Below are 16,034 nucleotides of genomic sequence, written 5' to 3' on the forward strand. Positions count from 1 at the left end.
TATTTAAGGTAGGTGCAAAAATGCTTAAATTAAATAAGGAAGAATTAAAAGACAAAGAACAGTGGCAGGTTGCTGGAATTGAAACTCCAGAATTTGATTTTCAAAACCTATGTAATAATACTAAAGAAAATCCAGAATGGATTCACTTTGGAGCAGGAAATATTTTTAGAGCATTTATAGCCAGACTGCAGCAGGAATTAATTAATCAAGGAGCAGCAGAAACCGGTATTATTGCTGCAGAAGCTTATGATTACGAAATAATTGATAAGGTATATGCTCCTAATGATAATTTAAGTTTGTTGGTTAAAATGCATCCTAATGGTGAATTAAGTAAAATTTTATTGGCTAGTATTACAGAAGGCTTAAAGGCTGATCCAGCTTTTGCTTCAGATTGGCAGAGACTTAAAGAAATTTTTCGAAGTGAAAGCCTTAAAGTTGTAAGTTTTACTATCACAGAAAAAGGTTATAGTTTAAAAAACATAGAAGGAGAATTTTTTGATTTTATTTTAGAAGATTTTAAAAATGGCCCTCAATCTCCTAATCATATTATGGCTAAAGCTGCTGCTTTGGCATATGAGAGATTTAAAAACGGCCAACTTCCAATCGCATTCAGCAGTTTAGATAATTGTGCTCATAATGGAGAAAAGCTCCATCAATCCATTTTTACTGTTGCAGAAGCCTGGGTAGCCAATGAACTGGTAGAAAAGGAATTTTTAGGTTATCTTAATGATGAGAGTAGAGTCGCTTTTCCCTGGTCTATGATTGATAAAATTACGCCTGGTCCTTCTAAGGTTGTGCAAAAGGATTTAGAAAGTATCAACTTTAAAGATACAGAAATTATTAAGACAAATAAAAATACAGAAATTGCAGCATTTGTAAATGCTGAAGCACCGGAATATCTTGTTATTGAGGATAAATTTCCTAATGGTCGTATTCCACTTGATCAAGCAGGAGCAATTTATACTGACCAGGAAACTGTAAACAAAGTAGAAAAGATGAAAGTGACAACCTGTTTAAATCCACTTCATACTGCAATGGCAGTTTATGGCTGTTTACTTGGTTATAATTCAATAGCAGAAGAAATGAAAGATCAGGAAATTAGAACTTTAATTAAAAAAATAGGCTACCAAGAAGGACTGCCTGTGGTGGTGGATCCAGGTGTTCTTGACCCCAAAGAATTTATAGATGAGGTTGTTGAAGAGAGGTTAACAAACCCCTATATTCCTGATACACCACAAAGAATTGCTAAAGATACATCACAAAAGATAGCGATTCGATTTGGAGAAACTATTAAATCTTATCAAGCTACTAATGAATTAAAAGCTGCTGATTTAACAGCTATACCACTTGCTATTGCAGGTTGGTTGAGATACTTAATGGCTGTTGATGATCAAGGAAATAAAATGCCATTGAGTCCTGATCCCATGTTAACAGAGCTTAGAGAAGAATTAGAGAGCATTAAATTTGCTAAACCAGAAAGTTTTGATGCTCAATTAAAAGGGCTTTTAAGTAGTGAGCAGCTGATGGGAGTAGATTTATATCAAGTTGGTTTAGGGGAAAAAATTGAAGGATTTTTTAAAGAAATGATAACTGCTAAAGGTGCGGTTAGAAAAACACTGCAAAAATATTTGAATTAAAAATGTACCAATAACTTTATATCTTTATCTGCCTTGCAAACTATAAAAATTGCAGGGCTTTTTCTTTTTTTGTAGAATCAAAGTTAGTAACAGCTAATTTAATTAAATCAAGCAAATTTTGGAAAGGAGGGTAAAAATGTCAAAAATAAAAATAACTAAAGATACTTTTACAGAAGATGAAAAGCTTAAAGAAATTAAACTTTACACTCTAGAAAATGAAAATGGAATAAAAGTAGCTATTACAAATTATGGTGGAATAATTCAGAAATTAATAGTTCCAGATAGTTATGCTAATAAAGAGGATATTGTTTTAGGCTATAGTAATTATGAACAATATCAAAAAGATAAAAACTATTTTGGAGCTTTAATAGGTCGCTTTGCAAATAGAATTGCTGAGGGCAGATTTGAACTTGAAGGTCAGCATTATCAGGTACAGACAAATGAAGAAGTTGCTGCTAGCAAAAACTGTCTTCATGGAGGAGAGAAGGGTTTTAATTCAGTTATCTGGAAAGCTGAAATTAGGAAAAATAATAACAATAAGTTTCTGAGCTTAAGCTATTTAAGTGAAGATGGAGAAGAAGGCTTTCCTGGCAATTTAGAAGTTAATGTAAATTATATTTTAAAAAATGATAATACTTTAAGAATAGAGTATTCTGCTAAGACAGATAAAACTACAGTACTTAATTTGACCCAACACAGTTATTTTAATTTAAAAGGACATGGAGAAGGTAAAATTACAGATCATAATTTAGTTATTAATGCAGATAGATTTACACCGGTTAATCAATTTATGATTCCTACTGGAGAAATTAAAGATCTTAGTGATACTCCTTTTGATTTTAGAAAAGGAGCTGAAATAGGGAGTAGAATTGAAGCTGATAATGAACAACTAAAAATTGGAGGGGGTTATGATCATAACTGGGTTTTAAACAAAGAAGAAAACGAACTCAGTTTTGCTGCAAAATTGATTGATAGTTTCAGCGGTAGAGTAATGGAAGTTTGGACAACAGAACCTGGACTGCAGTTTTACAGTGGTAATGTAATAGATACTGCCAATTTATCAGTTAAGGAAAATCAAAACTATCAAAAAAGAGGTGCCTTGTGTTTGGAAACTCAGCATTTTCCTGATTCACCAAACCATGAACATTTCCCTTCAACTGTTTTAAAAGCTGGTGAGGAGTTTAATTCAGTTACAGAACTGCGATTTGCTACAATCTAATCTTTACTAATATTTATTTGAGAGTCATAAAAAAACATTTAGATTTGACGTTACTTCAACTAAGATGGGAGGAAAGTTATGAAGTATAAAAAGATAATAGTACTTATGCTTTTATTTTTACTGGTCAGCAGTCTAAATATTAATGCTGCTTTAAATCCTAAATCAATTGGGCTTGGTCATGATTTTGCTACTTTAAGTGGAGATGATTTTTATTATTCAAATCCAGCTGGTTTGGCTGACAGAGAAGATAGATTTTCTTTAAAGAGCTATGCTTCTTTCTCAGCCTGGAATAATATTCTTGATAATACTGAATTTACAGAGGATGTAATAAAAAGCAGGTTGGAAGATGAGGATTTAATTATAGCTGCTGAATCAGCAGCAGGTATCCATCTTTACTATAAAAACTTTGCCCTTGGGATAAGTGGAAGAGCAGATGGATTGATGGAATTAGATAGTGATGTAACAGAGATATTAACAGCTGATGAACCGCAGATAACATTTGAAAATGGAGAGATAACTGCTGAAAGTGTTAGAGCTAATTTTGATGTGACTGAAGGTGGAGCAGCAGCTGCAGCTGATATTTCATTAAGTTATGCCAGACCTGTTGCAGCAAACCTTATAGAAAATTTTAATGAAAACCGGGAGAGAAAAATTGATGCAATTTATCTGGGGGGAACATTCCATTACTTAGAAGGAGATATTTATAATTTTGCTGGTGATGGAGAAATAAGAGCAGAATTAGATGATGGTGATATTAAATATTCAGGAGAAGCAAAGTTTTTCATAGATAGAACTGATCAAGAAAAGGCTGTAGGCAGTGTTTTCGATTTAGGACTTAATCTTAAAATGGAAGATAGATATAGTTTTGCATTTGCCTTAATGAATATTGGAGAGTTATCTGCAAATAGTTATCTAAGAGATGGTTATAAATATTATCCTGATGAAAATGATACTAAATTAATTGAAGAAGAAATAGAAGATCAACAAATTGAGGAGCAGATTAAATATAAATTGCCTTTGATCTATAAGCTGGGTGCAAAAATGGATTATAGTGAAAACACCTCTTATTTTGCCGAATATGCTCGGGTTGATTATGACAATGGGCCAAATAATAATATTTATTCATTTGCGGGTGAATTTAGACAAAAGAGCAGAATTCCTTTAAGATTGGGAGTTAATTATGCCTCTTTAAGAGAAAGTACAGAAATAGCAGGTGGTTTAGCTTTTAATCTTGCTAATTTAAAAATTGATTTTGGAGTAGCTGACTTAAGAGCTTTATTTGATGATGCAAAAAGTCTAAAATTAGGTCTTGCCACAACCATTACATTTTAAAGAACAATTAACTGCTCAACAATCATTGTATATCTGAATAATAGTATTAAAATATATAATAATTCAGATAGCTTGACACTTGAAAATAAAAGGAATAAGATTATATCAGTGCAAATATTTGTTGTTCAAAGCTGATGACTTTTGGTGAGGTAGTTTTGAACTCTCCTGCTTCTGCCTCACCAAAGATTAATTATTTATAATGAAGGATTTTTTTAGCTTATACTGAATAATATTAATAAGTTAAAAATAAAAGGGAGGGAATTAATAATGAAAAGAACTTTAATTGTTTTAATGGTTATGGCTCTAATGTTATTTAGCTTTTCAGCTCTGGCAGAGGCTTATACTGCTCAAACAGCTGGTAATTTTGAGGTTAAGTTGGGTATAGACTTTGGTGGTGATTTTGATACAGACTCCGATAGCTATGATGTTGATATGGGTTACAGCCTCATCGGTGAATATAAGTATGCTTATAATCAAAATATCAACTTAGGTGCTGGCCTAAATTACCAATTTGACCGTGATTTTGATGATGTTGATGGAGACTTTTCTTTCACAACTGTTTATGCTCTTGGAGAATATAAAGTAACTGATAGCCCTGTTTATTTGATAGGCCATCTTGGTTATGGATCATTAAGTGTTGATAGTGATGTTCTTACAGGAGATGAAAGTGGAGGTCTATATTATGCTGCAGGTGCTGGTATGACCTTAGATAATGATTATGTAGCTGAAATTCTTTACAGCCGTAATAATGGTGAGCTTGATGATGAAGATGTAGAATATGATAAGTTCACTATTTCAGTGGGAATGAGATTTTAATTAAATGTTTATAATTAATATAATATAAGATATCTTTATTTAAATTAGTCTTCCTCTGCATTTTAAAGTGCAGGGGAGGCTTATTTTTATTTTATTTTTAAAAAAGGAGAAACGAAAATGAAAACAGCTGTAATTTATTGGTCAAAAACTGGCTTTGTTAAAAAATATGCTGATTGGATAGCTGAAGAATTGAGTGCAGATCTTATTTTAGGTAAAAAAGCTAAATTAGAAAATTTAAATGAATATGATGCTTTAATATTGGGAGGCAGTCTTTATGCAGTTGGAATTACCGGTCTTGATTTCATCAAAAAAGTTATAGCAAATTTAAATAATAAAAAAATTGCAGTTTTTGCAACTGGAGCATCTTCGGCAAGAGAAGATATTATAGCTGAAGTAAAAAACAATAATTTTTCCGAAGCAGAACAAGAATATTTTGAATTTTTTTATCTAAGAGGAGGTTTTGATTTTAATAAACTTTCACTTAAAGATAAGATTTTAATGTTGATGATGAAGTGGAAATTAAAAAGAAAAGCTGTTTCAGAACTTGATGAAGAAGAAAAGGGGCTGCTTGATGCATTTGAGACCCCGGTTGATTTTACTGATAAAAATAATATAGAAGATTTAATTGCCTATATTAAAAATTAAAAATTTTAATTTCATTTAAAACACCATATTTGTTAGCACAAAACCAAGGTAAATACCTATTATACCCATAACTCCTGCTAAATTTGGTGGAGCTGGGATAGGAAGATTTAAAAAAGAAAACAATCCACCTACAATTAAACCTGATAATGCTGCTAATAATGTTTGGTTCATCTTTATCCTCCTTCTAAACAAAATAATTACTTTTAAATTTAGTCCGAACTATATTTTAATATATCTGAGTGCTTTTGTCAAAAAAGAAAATTGCGCTAAAGATTGCATAAAAAAACAAGTTATTTTATTGTATATTAGCCAATATTCTTATATCATTAAATTCATAAGCTGAATTAGATTTTAAAATAGGTTTTTTGCTTATTGAGGAGGATAAAAATGGCTAAAAAAGATTTGAAAATGCTGAATAGAGAATTTCTGGAAAAGCAATTATTGGGCAGCGAATTAGCAAATTTTCCAGCCGAAATATTAGATTACCCTGAAAAAGTACTGCAGTTTGGAGAAGGCAATTTTCTGCGGGCTTTTGTTGATTGGATGTTCCATAAAATGAATAAAAAGGGTATTTTTAAAGGCAGAGCTGTGGTAATTCAACCGATTAGAAAAGGTCGGATTAGCAACTTAAATGAACAGGATGGCCTTTATACCCTTTACTTAAGAGGTATTGAAGCAGGTGAAGAAGTTAATAAAAAAGAAATAATGACAGCTATCTCAAGAGGTTTAGAAGCATATTCTCAGTGGGATAAGGTCCTTAAACTTGCGGAAAAAGAAGAAATAGAAATAGTAGTTTCTAATACTACTGAAGCCGGGATTAGTTATAATCCGGATGATAAACTTGAAGCCAGTCCACCAGAATCTTTTCCAGCAAAATTAGCTGCATATTTATATAGAAGGTATGAATATTTTAATGGTGATCCTGAAAAAGGGATGATTATCCTTCCCGTGGAATTAATAGACCGTAATGGAGATAATTTAAAAAGAATTATCTTGAAATTGGCAGATGACTGGGGGCTTGAAAGTGAATTTAAGCAGTGGATTAAAAAAAGCAACCATTTTTTAAATACCCTTGTCGACAGAATAGTTACCGGTTATCCTTTTAATGAGATTGATGACTTAGAAGCTGAATTAGGATATCATGACCAAAATTTAGATACAGGAGAGATTTTTCATCTCTGGGTTATTGAGGGTGATGAAAGCTTAAAAGCCAAAGTGCCCTTTCATAAAGCCGATTTAAATGTTAAATGGGTAGATGATTTAAGCCCATATAGAACAACAAAGGTTAGAATATTAAATGGTGCTCATACATCAACAGTTCCAGTAGCTTATCTTAGTGGTATTGATTTAGTTAGGGATGCTGTCAATGATCAATTATTAGGCGAATTTATAAAAAAGGCAGTTTTTAACGATATTATTCCAACCCTTAGAGCAGATCAGGCAGAACTAGAAGACTTTGCAAATAAGATTTTTGAGAGATTTAAAAATCCTTATATAGATCATAAATGGCTTGATATATCATTGAATTCCACCTCCAAGTTTAAAACTAGAGTATTACCTTCAATAGTTGAACATATTGAAAAGTTAAATAAAACACCTGAATATCTGATATTTTCTCTGGCTGCTTTAATAGCTTTTTATAAGGGAACAGAAATAGAGGCTTCTGAACTTAAAGCATATCGAGAGGGAAAAGAGTATTTAATTAAAGATGATCAGGAGGCTTTAGAATTTTTTGCTGAACTCTGGTCAAAGTATGAAAATGAGAAAATAGAATTAGCAGATTTATTAAATAGTGTTTTAGCTGCTAAAGAACTTTGGGGAAGAGATTTAACTGAATTAGCTAATCTAGAGGCAAGTGCTTTTAAGCAGCTTAAAACTATCGAAAAAGAAGGAATGAAAGCTGCTTTAAAGAAATTATTTATATAGAGAAATAAAATAAATTCTTAGTTCAAAGATTTTCTATTAAAGTGCTGTGTTACTTTGACTTTTAAGGAGGGTTATATTATGCCATGGAGAGATTTTGCTGAAGAACTTGTTGGAACTTCAAAAGAAGCTATAAAAAAACTTGCAGAATATGCCGAAGATTATAGGATTTATCCTCGCTCTATTAACAAAAAGGGCAAATCATTTTTCTTTTTAGCTAAGGTTGAACAAAAAAAGAAACTAATCATTTTAAATGAAAGCAAATACTTTGCAGCTTTTAGTGGTGAGATTGAAGAATTTGCTGGTTTTAAAGCCAAAATAGCCCCGTTAAATAATGAGAATGCAGAAAAACTAAGAAAGTTTTTTCCTTATACAGCACCTAAAACTTTGGGAAATAAAAATCCAAGTATTGGACTTGGAGACAGACTTGGTTTAGCTACACCTGGCCATATTGATGCTGTTAAAGAAAGTGAAGTTATGCCAGTTTTTGCTCAACAATCAGTTCGAGAATTGAATTTAACAAATAGAAGTTTTAAGGATGTTATAGATGATGTAAGTTGGGCTGTTTTCCAAGAAGGTTATGAAGATGGTTTTGCTGCTGATGCTGATCATTTGAAAAATAAAACTGAGGTAGAAAAAGCTCTCAAGATTGGTTATACAATGATAACCCTAGACTGTACTGATTATATTAAAAATTTTAGTCAAGATATAACATTTCAAGAGCTTAAAACAGAATATGAAGAAATTGCAGATTATTTAAAAGAAGGCCTGGAAAGCCAATATTTAAATAAAACCTTTGTTTTGGGTTCTAACCATGAATTAGAATACAATAAAATAAATTTTTATAAAATTGTGCTGACCTATTATCAGGTGATTGAATTCGCTAAAGAAATTTATCATTTGATTAAAAAGGAAGAAAAAGAGATTGATTTTGAGATTTCTATTGATGAAACTTTTCTACCTACTAGTCCCGAAGCCCATTTTTTTGTTGCAAATGAATTAAAAAGAAATGGAATTAAGATTAATAGTTTGGCTCCAAAATTTGTTGGCAGCTTTGAGAAAGGCATAGATTATATTGGTAGTTTAGATAAATTTGAAAAGCATTTTAAAATCCATGCTGAAATTGCCGAGCGTTTCGGCCACAAATTAAGTATTCATTCTGGCAGCGATAAGTTCAGTCTTTATCCTATTATTGGTCATTATACAAAGGGGAGAGTCCATGTTAAAACTGCAGGAACAAGTTGGTTAGAAGCTCTCCGAGTTGTAGCTAAAAATAACCCCTCACTTTTTAGAGAGATCTATTATTATGCTCTAAACAAATACAAAGAGGCTAAAGAATATTATCATGTGAATACTGAATTAGCTGATATTCCCGACTTAGCTAAATTAAGTGATAAAGAACTGCCGGACTTACTGGAAAACAATGAAGCTAGACAGCTTTTGCATATAACTTATGGATTTATCATAGAAGCAAAAAAAGATAATAATTATCTGTTCAGGGATAAGCTTTATCAATTCTGGGAAAAAAATGATAGAGAATATAGAAAAGCACTTGAAGAGCATATTATTAAACATTTAAAAAAGCTTGGTTTTTATAATTAAGACTTAGCAAGAATATTTTCTAATAAAAAATAATAAATAAAAAAAATTAAAGACTATGAAAACATTTTCAAAAGAAAGTAGGAGGTATAAAATGGCGTTTTTAGATCAGAATTATTTACTTGAAGGTGAAAATGCAAAAAAATTGTATAAAGAGATTGAAGAACTACCTATTCTAGACCCTCATAATCATGGGGATGTAAAAGAAATTATAGAAAATGAAAATTGGAATGATATTTGGGAGGTTGAGGCAGCTACTGATCATTATGTTTGGGAATTAATGCGAAAAAGGGGAGTAGCTGAAAACAAAATAACCGGTGATGCCTCAAATAAAGAAAAATGGATGGCACTTGCAGAGGTATTCCCAGAATTTGCGGGAAATCCAACTTATGAATGGATTCATCTTGACTTAAAAAGACAGTTTGGAATTGAGGAAAGTATTTCAAAGCACACTGCAGAAAAGATTTGGGAGAAAACTAAAGAACTTTTAGCTCAGGACAATATGAAACCTCAAAGTCTCTTAAAAAAGATGAATGTTGAGATAATGTGTACAACAGATGAGCCATACTCCTTATTAGAAGAACATAAGAGAGCAGCAGATGAGGTTGATGGGGTTAAAATATTACCTACCTGGAGACCTGATAAAATAATGAATATCGAAGCTGATCATTGGCTTGAATATATTGAAAAACTGGCAAAAGCATATAATGATTCTCAGCACGACAATTTAGATGCTCTCTTAACTGCCTTAAAAAATTCACATGATTATTTTGCAAAAATGGGTTGTGTTGCCAGTGATCATGGTATTTTAGAACCTATTTCTTATAAAGTTGAAAAAAATAGGGCTGCAGATATTTATCAAAAGGGACTTAATAATCAGGAATTAAGTGAAAAAGAAATTAAAGATTTCAAGGCTTTTATGCTGGCAGAGTTCGCTAAATTAAACCAGGACAAAGACTGGGTAACTCAACTCCATATAGGTGCAGTTAGAAACTATAGGGAGAGTTTGTATGAAAAGCTTGGCCCAGATACCGGGGGAGATATTTCTGATTATTCGATAGAAATAGTCGATAATCTAAAATATTTTATTAATCAGTTTGGTGAGGATTTAAATATAGTATTATATACTATGGATCCTGTGCATTGGTTTACAATTTCTACAATCAGTAGGGCTTTTCCTAAAGTTAGCTTAGGAGCTCCCTGGTGGTTAAATGATACTCCTTATGGTATGGAAACACAACTGAAACAGGTTACTACAGTTGATCTTTTTTATAATTTAGCTGGAATGGTAACAGATTCAAGAAAGCTAATGTCATATTCTTCTCGAACCGAAATGTTTAGAAGAACATTGGCCAATGTAGTTGGAAATATGGTTGATAAAGGTCAGATGCCATATAATGTAGCAGCTGATCTGGTAAATCACCTTTGTTATAAAGGTCAATATAATCTTTTTTTTAAATAAATAAATAAAACTTAAATAGCCCGGCAGCTACCGGGCTATTTGATTTTGAGGAGGATTAAACTATGGGAGAAAAAATATTGCAGATCAATCGAAAAGATAATATAGCAATTGCTTTAAAAGAAATAGAAGCTGGAGATATTGTAAAAGTAAAATCTCAAAGCATTGAAGTTTTAAATGAGATCCCTCTTGGCCATAAAATCGCCCTTAAAGATATAAAAAAAGGTGATAAGGTTATCCGTTATGGTTATGAAATAGGAGCTGCAGCAGAAGATATCAAAAAAGGAGAATGGGTTCACAGTCATAATTTAAAAACAGCTCTTAAAGGTAAAATAGATTATCATTATGAGCCCCAATTTGATAAGATTAAACGATCTGAGAAGGTTCCAAATTTTTTAGGCTACAAAAGAGAAAATAACAAAGTTGGAATCAGAAATGATGTTTGGATTATTAATACTGTTGGCTGTATAAATAAAGTTGTAGAAAAAATGGCCTTTAAAGCTGAAGCTAAACATCAATCTTTAATTGAAGCTGGTCTTATTGATAGTATTCACGCTTTTCCTCATCCTTATGGTTGTTCACAATTGGGAGGAGATTTAGAAAACACTCAAAAAGCTTTAGCTGGTCTTGTCAATCATCCTAATGCTGCTGCAGTTTTAGTTGTTGGCTTAGGTTGTGAAAACAATTTAATTGAAGATTTTAAAAAATATATTGGTGATTATAATAAAAAAAGAGTTAAATTTTTAAATTTGCAAGATGTAGAAGATGATATGGAAATTGCAGAATCTCTACTTGATGAACTGCTTGCATATGCTAAAGATTTCAAACAAGAAGAAATTCCGCTTTCTAAGCTGAAAATAGCTTTGAAATGTGGAGGTTCTGACAGCTTTTCTGGAGTAACTGCTAATCCACTACTTGGTAAAATCTCTGATAAAATAGCCAGCTACAATGGCATTAGTATTTTAACGGAGGTTCCAGAAATGTTTGGTGCAGAAAAGATTTTAATGAATAGAGCTAAAGATAAAAAAACATTTAACAAAGCAGTTAAATTGATTAATGATTTTAAAGACTATTTTCTATCTCATGATCAGGAAATCTACGAAAATCCATCTCCTGGAAATAAAGCAGGGGGAATCACTACTTTGGAAGAAAAGTCCTTAGGTTGTACTCAAAAGGGTGGAACTGGGATAGTTAATGACGTATTTTTCTATGGTGAGCAGGTAGAAGGACAGGGATTGAATCTTTTAGAGAGCCCAGGCAATGATCTTGTGGCCACTACAGCACTCACAATTGCCGGTGCCCATCTAGTCATCTTTACTACAGGTAGAGGGACACCCTTTGGTGGAGCAGTTCCAACTATTAAAGTTTCTACAAATAATAAAATCTATGCCCAAAAAAGAAATTGGTTTGACTTTAATGCTGGCCAATTACTTGCAGGAAAAGATATGGAAACTCTGACAGAAGAATTTTTTGATTATATTATTCAAGTTGCCTCAAAAAAAATTAAAACAAAAAATGAGATTAATGATTATCGTGAAATTGCAATTTTTAAAAATGGTGTTACTTTGTAAAAGTTGAACTTGATTAATTCCCTAAAATTTAGTATTATTAACTAACAAAATATATTTTATAAAATAAATAGTAGTGCTTTGAGGAGGCTCAAATGTTAGACGATTTTGTTTTCAGTCTAAGTGTAGCTCTACCGATATTTTTAATAATGCTGAGTGGATTTATTTTTAGGAAGAAAAAGATTATCACGGTTGAATTTATTGATGCAGCAAATTTCATTATTTTTTATTTGGCTTTACCAATCAAGCTTTTTAACAGTGTAGCTGAAAGCTCTGTAAGCGAAAGTTTTGATATTAGATTTATTGGCTATGCTCTATCAGCAACTGTTATTAGTGTTATTTTAGCCTATTTTCTTTCAATTTTCACTATTGATGAAAAAAGTAAAACTGGAGCTTTTGTCCATGGATCTTTTAGAGGTAATTTTATTTATGTTGGTTTTTCACTGCTGGAAAATGTAACAGGTAGTATCGGTGCTAAAACACCTTTAATAGTTGCTTTTGTGATTCCATTATATAATATAATGGCTGTTTTGCTTTTGATTTTTACTAATCCAAGTAATAAGTCAAAAAATCAAATAAAAAATGCTTTAAAAAATATTATTACTAATCCTTTTATTATTGCCATAATCTTGGGTTCTGCTGCATCTTTAGTTGATTTTAAATTACCTTTAATGTTGCAAAATACGGCAGATTATTTTGATGTATTGGCAACTCCCCTAGCTTTATTAACAATTGGGGCAACTTTTAGAATTGATAAATTATTTGTAGATATTAGGACTTCAATTTTTGCGACTATATTTAAATTGATAATTTTACCCGCTTTGGCAGTTTCAACCGCAATTGCTTTTGGTTTTCCGAATGAAGAAATATTTTTGATTTATGTGCTTTTTGGAGTACCAAGTGCTGTTGTCTCCTATGTTATCACTGCAGCTATGGATGGTGACCAGGACCTGGCAGCTTCAATTGTTATGATGACAACTTTATTCTCTGTCTTTTCTATTACTTTATTTATCTTTATATTTAAAATTTTTGCTATTGTATAAGATATTATTAAGAATAATTTACTTAAATTAATTAAACAAATATAATTTTATATTTGATTTAAATACATAGAAATATATTTCTATAGTAATATTCACTTGTGAAAATACAGCAGCAAAAAGGTAGGCGAGAGATAATGAAAAAGAATAAAGCTAGTTTTTTAGGAGAAGAATTAATTAAGAGAGGCTTAATTAGTGAGGAAGAACTTAACAAAGCTCTGCAAATTCAAGAAGAATCTGGAGGACTGCTTGGAGAGATCCTTGTAGGTGAAGGCTTTGTTAAGATGATTGAGCTATTTTATATTATTGCAGAAAAGGAAGAACTTTCTTTAGGTAGTAATGACTTAGAAATTTGCAAAAAGCTGCTTGATCCTGATTTAGCTCATAGATTTGAAGTAGAAACTTTGGTTATCCATCAATTTTTCCCCATCAATCTAGAAGAAAAAAGGTTAAAGGTATTTGTTTCAAATCAAAAAAATCCTAAAGTAGATGAACTCTTAACAGAAGAATTTGGAGAGTTAGAGATCCAAAAGATTATAGCAACAAGTAGAGATATTAGATTTATGCTGGAAGAAGTTTTTAAAGAAGAGATGGTCGATGAAGCGGTAAATGGATTATTTTACCGCAGTCCTAAAGAATCTGCTTCAACAGTATTTACTTCTGGACAAATTATTTTCTTTCTTCTAATTATTGCTCTCTCAGCATTTTTAGCCTATCTTTACCCAATTGAAGCTTTAAAATATTTTCTGTATTTTTTTAATATTCTCTTTTTAGCTTCTATACTTTTTAAGTTTGTTTTAAGTATTGTGGGATCTTTTCAGGAAAAAAAGAATTTTATTTCTCAAGAAGAGATCGATAGTATAGATGAACACGAGCTTCCAATTTACAGTATTTTAGTCCCTGTTTATAAAGAGCCAGAGGTTATAGATAAACTTATTTCGAGCCTTAAAAATTTAGACTATCCTAAAAGCAAATTAGATGTTTTATTTTTATTTGAAGAAGGAGATCTTGAAACAATTGAAGCAGCTAAAAAAGCTTCTCCTCCTGATAACTGGAGCTTTATCTATATACCTGATAGTCTTCCCAAAACCAAACCAAAAGCTTGTAATTATGGGCTTAAAGAGGCAAGAGGAGAGCTTTTAACTATTTATGATGCTGAAGATATGCCCGAAGCAGATCAGTTAAAAAAAGCATATTTGGCTTTTCAAAAATCTGATGATAAAGTTATTTGTTTTCAATCAGCCTTAAATTATTTTAACAGAGATGACAATATTTTAACAAAATTATTTACCCTTGAATATTCTTATTGGTTTGATTATATGCTGCCAGGTCTTGATGCTTTAAAACTTCCAATTCCTTTAGGTGGAACCTCAAATCATTTTAAAATTGAAAAATTAAGGGAGTTAGGAAGCTGGGATCCTTATAATGTTACTGAAGATGCAGACTTAGGTATAAGAGCAAATGCAAGAGGCTATAGAGTTGGTGTTTTAAATTCAACCACCTATGAAGAAGCAAATAACAAATTATCTAACTGGATTAATCAGCGTTCTCGTTGGTTAAAAGGTTATTTGCAGACTTTTTTGGTTCATAACAGACAACCATTAAAGTTTATTCAAAAAGTAGGTTTTAGAGGTTGGTTCACTCTCCAGATATTTATTGGTGGTAGTGTTTTAACTCATTTAGTAGCTCCATTTTTCTGGTTTTTATTTATTTTCTGGCTGTTGAGCGGCACACCTTATTTTGGCGAATTCTATTATGGAACTTTACTTCAAATTTCACTTTTAAACCTGCTATTTGGTAACTTTTTAGGTATTTATCTGGCAACTATTGCAGTTTTTAAAAGAAAATATTATAGCTTAATAATCTATGCGCTCTTGAATCCTATTTACTATTTACTGCAGTCAGCAGCTGCCTGGAAAGCACTGTATCAATTATTTGCTAACCCATTTTATTGGGAAAAAACCCAACATGGTCTTACTTCTAAAGAGGTGAATGAAAATGATTGAGTTAATTGTATTTGCAGCTGCAAATTATTTTTTAGTCGCTTATTTTAAAAAAGAAGAAACTGCTTATTTATATTTAGGTAGTTTAATCCTAGCTTTAACTTATATTCTAACACCGGTAGTGATATTACTTTTACCTCTATACAGTCTTATCTTCTATTTTCAGCTTGTTTTTAAAGATAAGGAAAAAGCCTGGGCCCAACTTTTTACTTTTATATTACCCTCATTAGCTGCGGTATTTTCTTTAAGTTATATTAGTTGGCTTTATGGAAATGGCTTTCGTTTAATATATTTAAATAATGGTCTTTTTAATTCTGTTACACTTTACAGTGGAAATCTAGATTATTATGCTTTTGCTTCCAATCTGATTAGCAATTTAATTTTTATAGCACTTAGTTATTTTACCGTACTGCTGTATTTTATTTTCAAAGAGGGTTTAAATAAACCATATCTATATTTGTTTATAATGCCGGTTTTATTGCAGTTTATTGGTTATTTTACTACTGGCCTAAAGACAGATATTTCTTTTTATATAATCTATTTGTTTTTTGTGATGATATTTTTCATTTTATTTAGTGATGAACTGTCATTAAAACTAAAAAGAATATATAGTCTAGCTGTAATAAGCAATGTAATAATTACTGTAATTTACCTTAGTACTGCGATTAATATATATTTACCAGAAAATTATATATTAATCAATCAGAATATAGATAGTTTCTTAAATTCTTTAGAAAGCATAGTTTTAGATAATTGGCCTGGCCCCAGCCTGTTTTGACATTATGAGCAAAGA

Annotated in this window: 13 protein-coding genes; 12 read left to right on the plus strand and 1 reads right to left on the minus strand. The window is 31.4% G+C overall.

The features are described from left to right. Positions 1-20: 20 nt before the first annotated feature. The 5 genes from LJ207_RS01850 (at position 21) to LJ207_RS01870 (ending at position 5,649) form a co-directional block, all read left to right on the plus strand. Positions 21-1,637: a mannitol dehydrogenase family protein gene (locus tag LJ207_RS01850; RefSeq protein ID WP_369414139.1), complete on the plus strand. Its 1,617-nt coding sequence runs from the start codon at positions 21-23 to the stop codon at positions 1,635-1,637. A gap of 136 nt (positions 1,638-1,773) precedes the next feature. Further along, the gene (locus LJ207_RS01855) at positions 1,774-2,856 is read left to right on the plus strand and encodes an aldose epimerase family protein (RefSeq protein ID WP_229343552.1); all 1,083 of its coding nucleotides are present in this window, start codon (positions 1,774-1,776) and stop codon (positions 2,854-2,856) included. Positions 2,857-2,934: 78 nt separating this feature from the next. Continuing rightward, positions 2,935-4,188, plus strand: coding sequence for a hypothetical protein (locus LJ207_RS01860; RefSeq protein ID WP_229343554.1), 1,254 nt, complete (start codon positions 2,935-2,937; stop codon positions 4,186-4,188). Positions 4,189-4,455: 267 nt separating this feature from the next. Further along, a complete protein-coding gene (locus tag LJ207_RS01865) occupies positions 4,456-5,004 on the plus strand; it encodes an outer membrane beta-barrel protein (RefSeq protein WP_229343555.1) in 549 nt (182 codons plus the stop codon). Positions 5,005-5,121: 117 nt separating this feature from the next. Continuing rightward, positions 5,122-5,649 (plus strand): flavodoxin domain-containing protein, encoded by a 528-nt coding sequence (locus LJ207_RS01870; protein WP_229343557.1) that lies wholly within the window; start codon positions 5,122-5,124, stop codon positions 5,647-5,649. 15 nt (positions 5,650-5,664) lie between these two features. On the opposite strand, the gene LJ207_RS01875 is transcribed toward LJ207_RS01870, so the two are convergent. Then, complete coding sequence (locus LJ207_RS01875) at positions 5,665-5,820, minus strand: XapX domain-containing protein (RefSeq protein ID WP_229343559.1); 156 nt, start codon at positions 5,818-5,820, stop codon at positions 5,665-5,667. A 216-nt stretch (positions 5,821-6,036) separates the two neighbouring features. On the opposite strand from LJ207_RS01875, the gene LJ207_RS01880 reads away from it, so the two are divergent. The 7 genes from LJ207_RS01880 (at position 6,037) to LJ207_RS01910 (ending at position 16,019) form a co-directional block, all read left to right on the plus strand. Further along, positions 6,037-7,575 (plus strand): tagaturonate reductase, encoded by a 1,539-nt coding sequence (locus tag LJ207_RS01880; protein WP_229343561.1) that lies wholly within the window; start codon positions 6,037-6,039, stop codon positions 7,573-7,575. A gap of 78 nt (positions 7,576-7,653) precedes the next feature. After that, entirely contained in the window at positions 7,654-9,174 is a 1,521-nt protein-coding gene (locus LJ207_RS01885) for a tagaturonate epimerase family protein (RefSeq protein WP_229343563.1), read from the plus strand. A gap of 91 nt (positions 9,175-9,265) precedes the next feature. Next, on the plus strand, positions 9,266-10,633 hold the full coding sequence (gene uxaC, locus LJ207_RS01890) for a glucuronate isomerase (protein WP_229343565.1): 1,368 nt from the start codon (positions 9,266-9,268) through the stop codon (positions 10,631-10,633). A gap of 62 nt (positions 10,634-10,695) precedes the next feature. Further along, complete coding sequence (locus LJ207_RS01895; protein WP_229343567.1) at positions 10,696-12,201, plus strand: UxaA family hydrolase; 1,506 nt, start codon at positions 10,696-10,698, stop codon at positions 12,199-12,201. 92 nt (positions 12,202-12,293) lie between these two features. After that, the gene (locus tag LJ207_RS01900; RefSeq protein WP_229343569.1) at positions 12,294-13,241 is read left to right on the plus strand and encodes an AEC family transporter; all 948 of its coding nucleotides are present in this window, start codon (positions 12,294-12,296) and stop codon (positions 13,239-13,241) included. A 134-nt stretch (positions 13,242-13,375) separates the two neighbouring features. After that, a complete protein-coding gene (locus LJ207_RS01905; protein ID WP_229343571.1) occupies positions 13,376-15,244 on the plus strand; it encodes a glycosyltransferase family 2 protein in 1,869 nt (622 codons plus the stop codon). Then, the gene (locus LJ207_RS01910) at positions 15,237-16,019 is read left to right on the plus strand and encodes a hypothetical protein (protein WP_229343573.1); all 783 of its coding nucleotides are present in this window, start codon (positions 15,237-15,239) and stop codon (positions 16,017-16,019) included. The genes LJ207_RS01905 and LJ207_RS01910 overlap by 8 nt, the downstream gene beginning before the upstream one ends. Positions 16,020-16,034 lie beyond the last annotated feature (15 nt).

The sequence above is a fragment of the Halanaerobium polyolivorans genome, from assembly GCF_020711195.1.
Taxonomy (GTDB): Bacteria; Bacillota; Halanaerobiia; order Halanaerobiales; family Halanaerobiaceae; genus Halanaerobium; species Halanaerobium polyolivorans.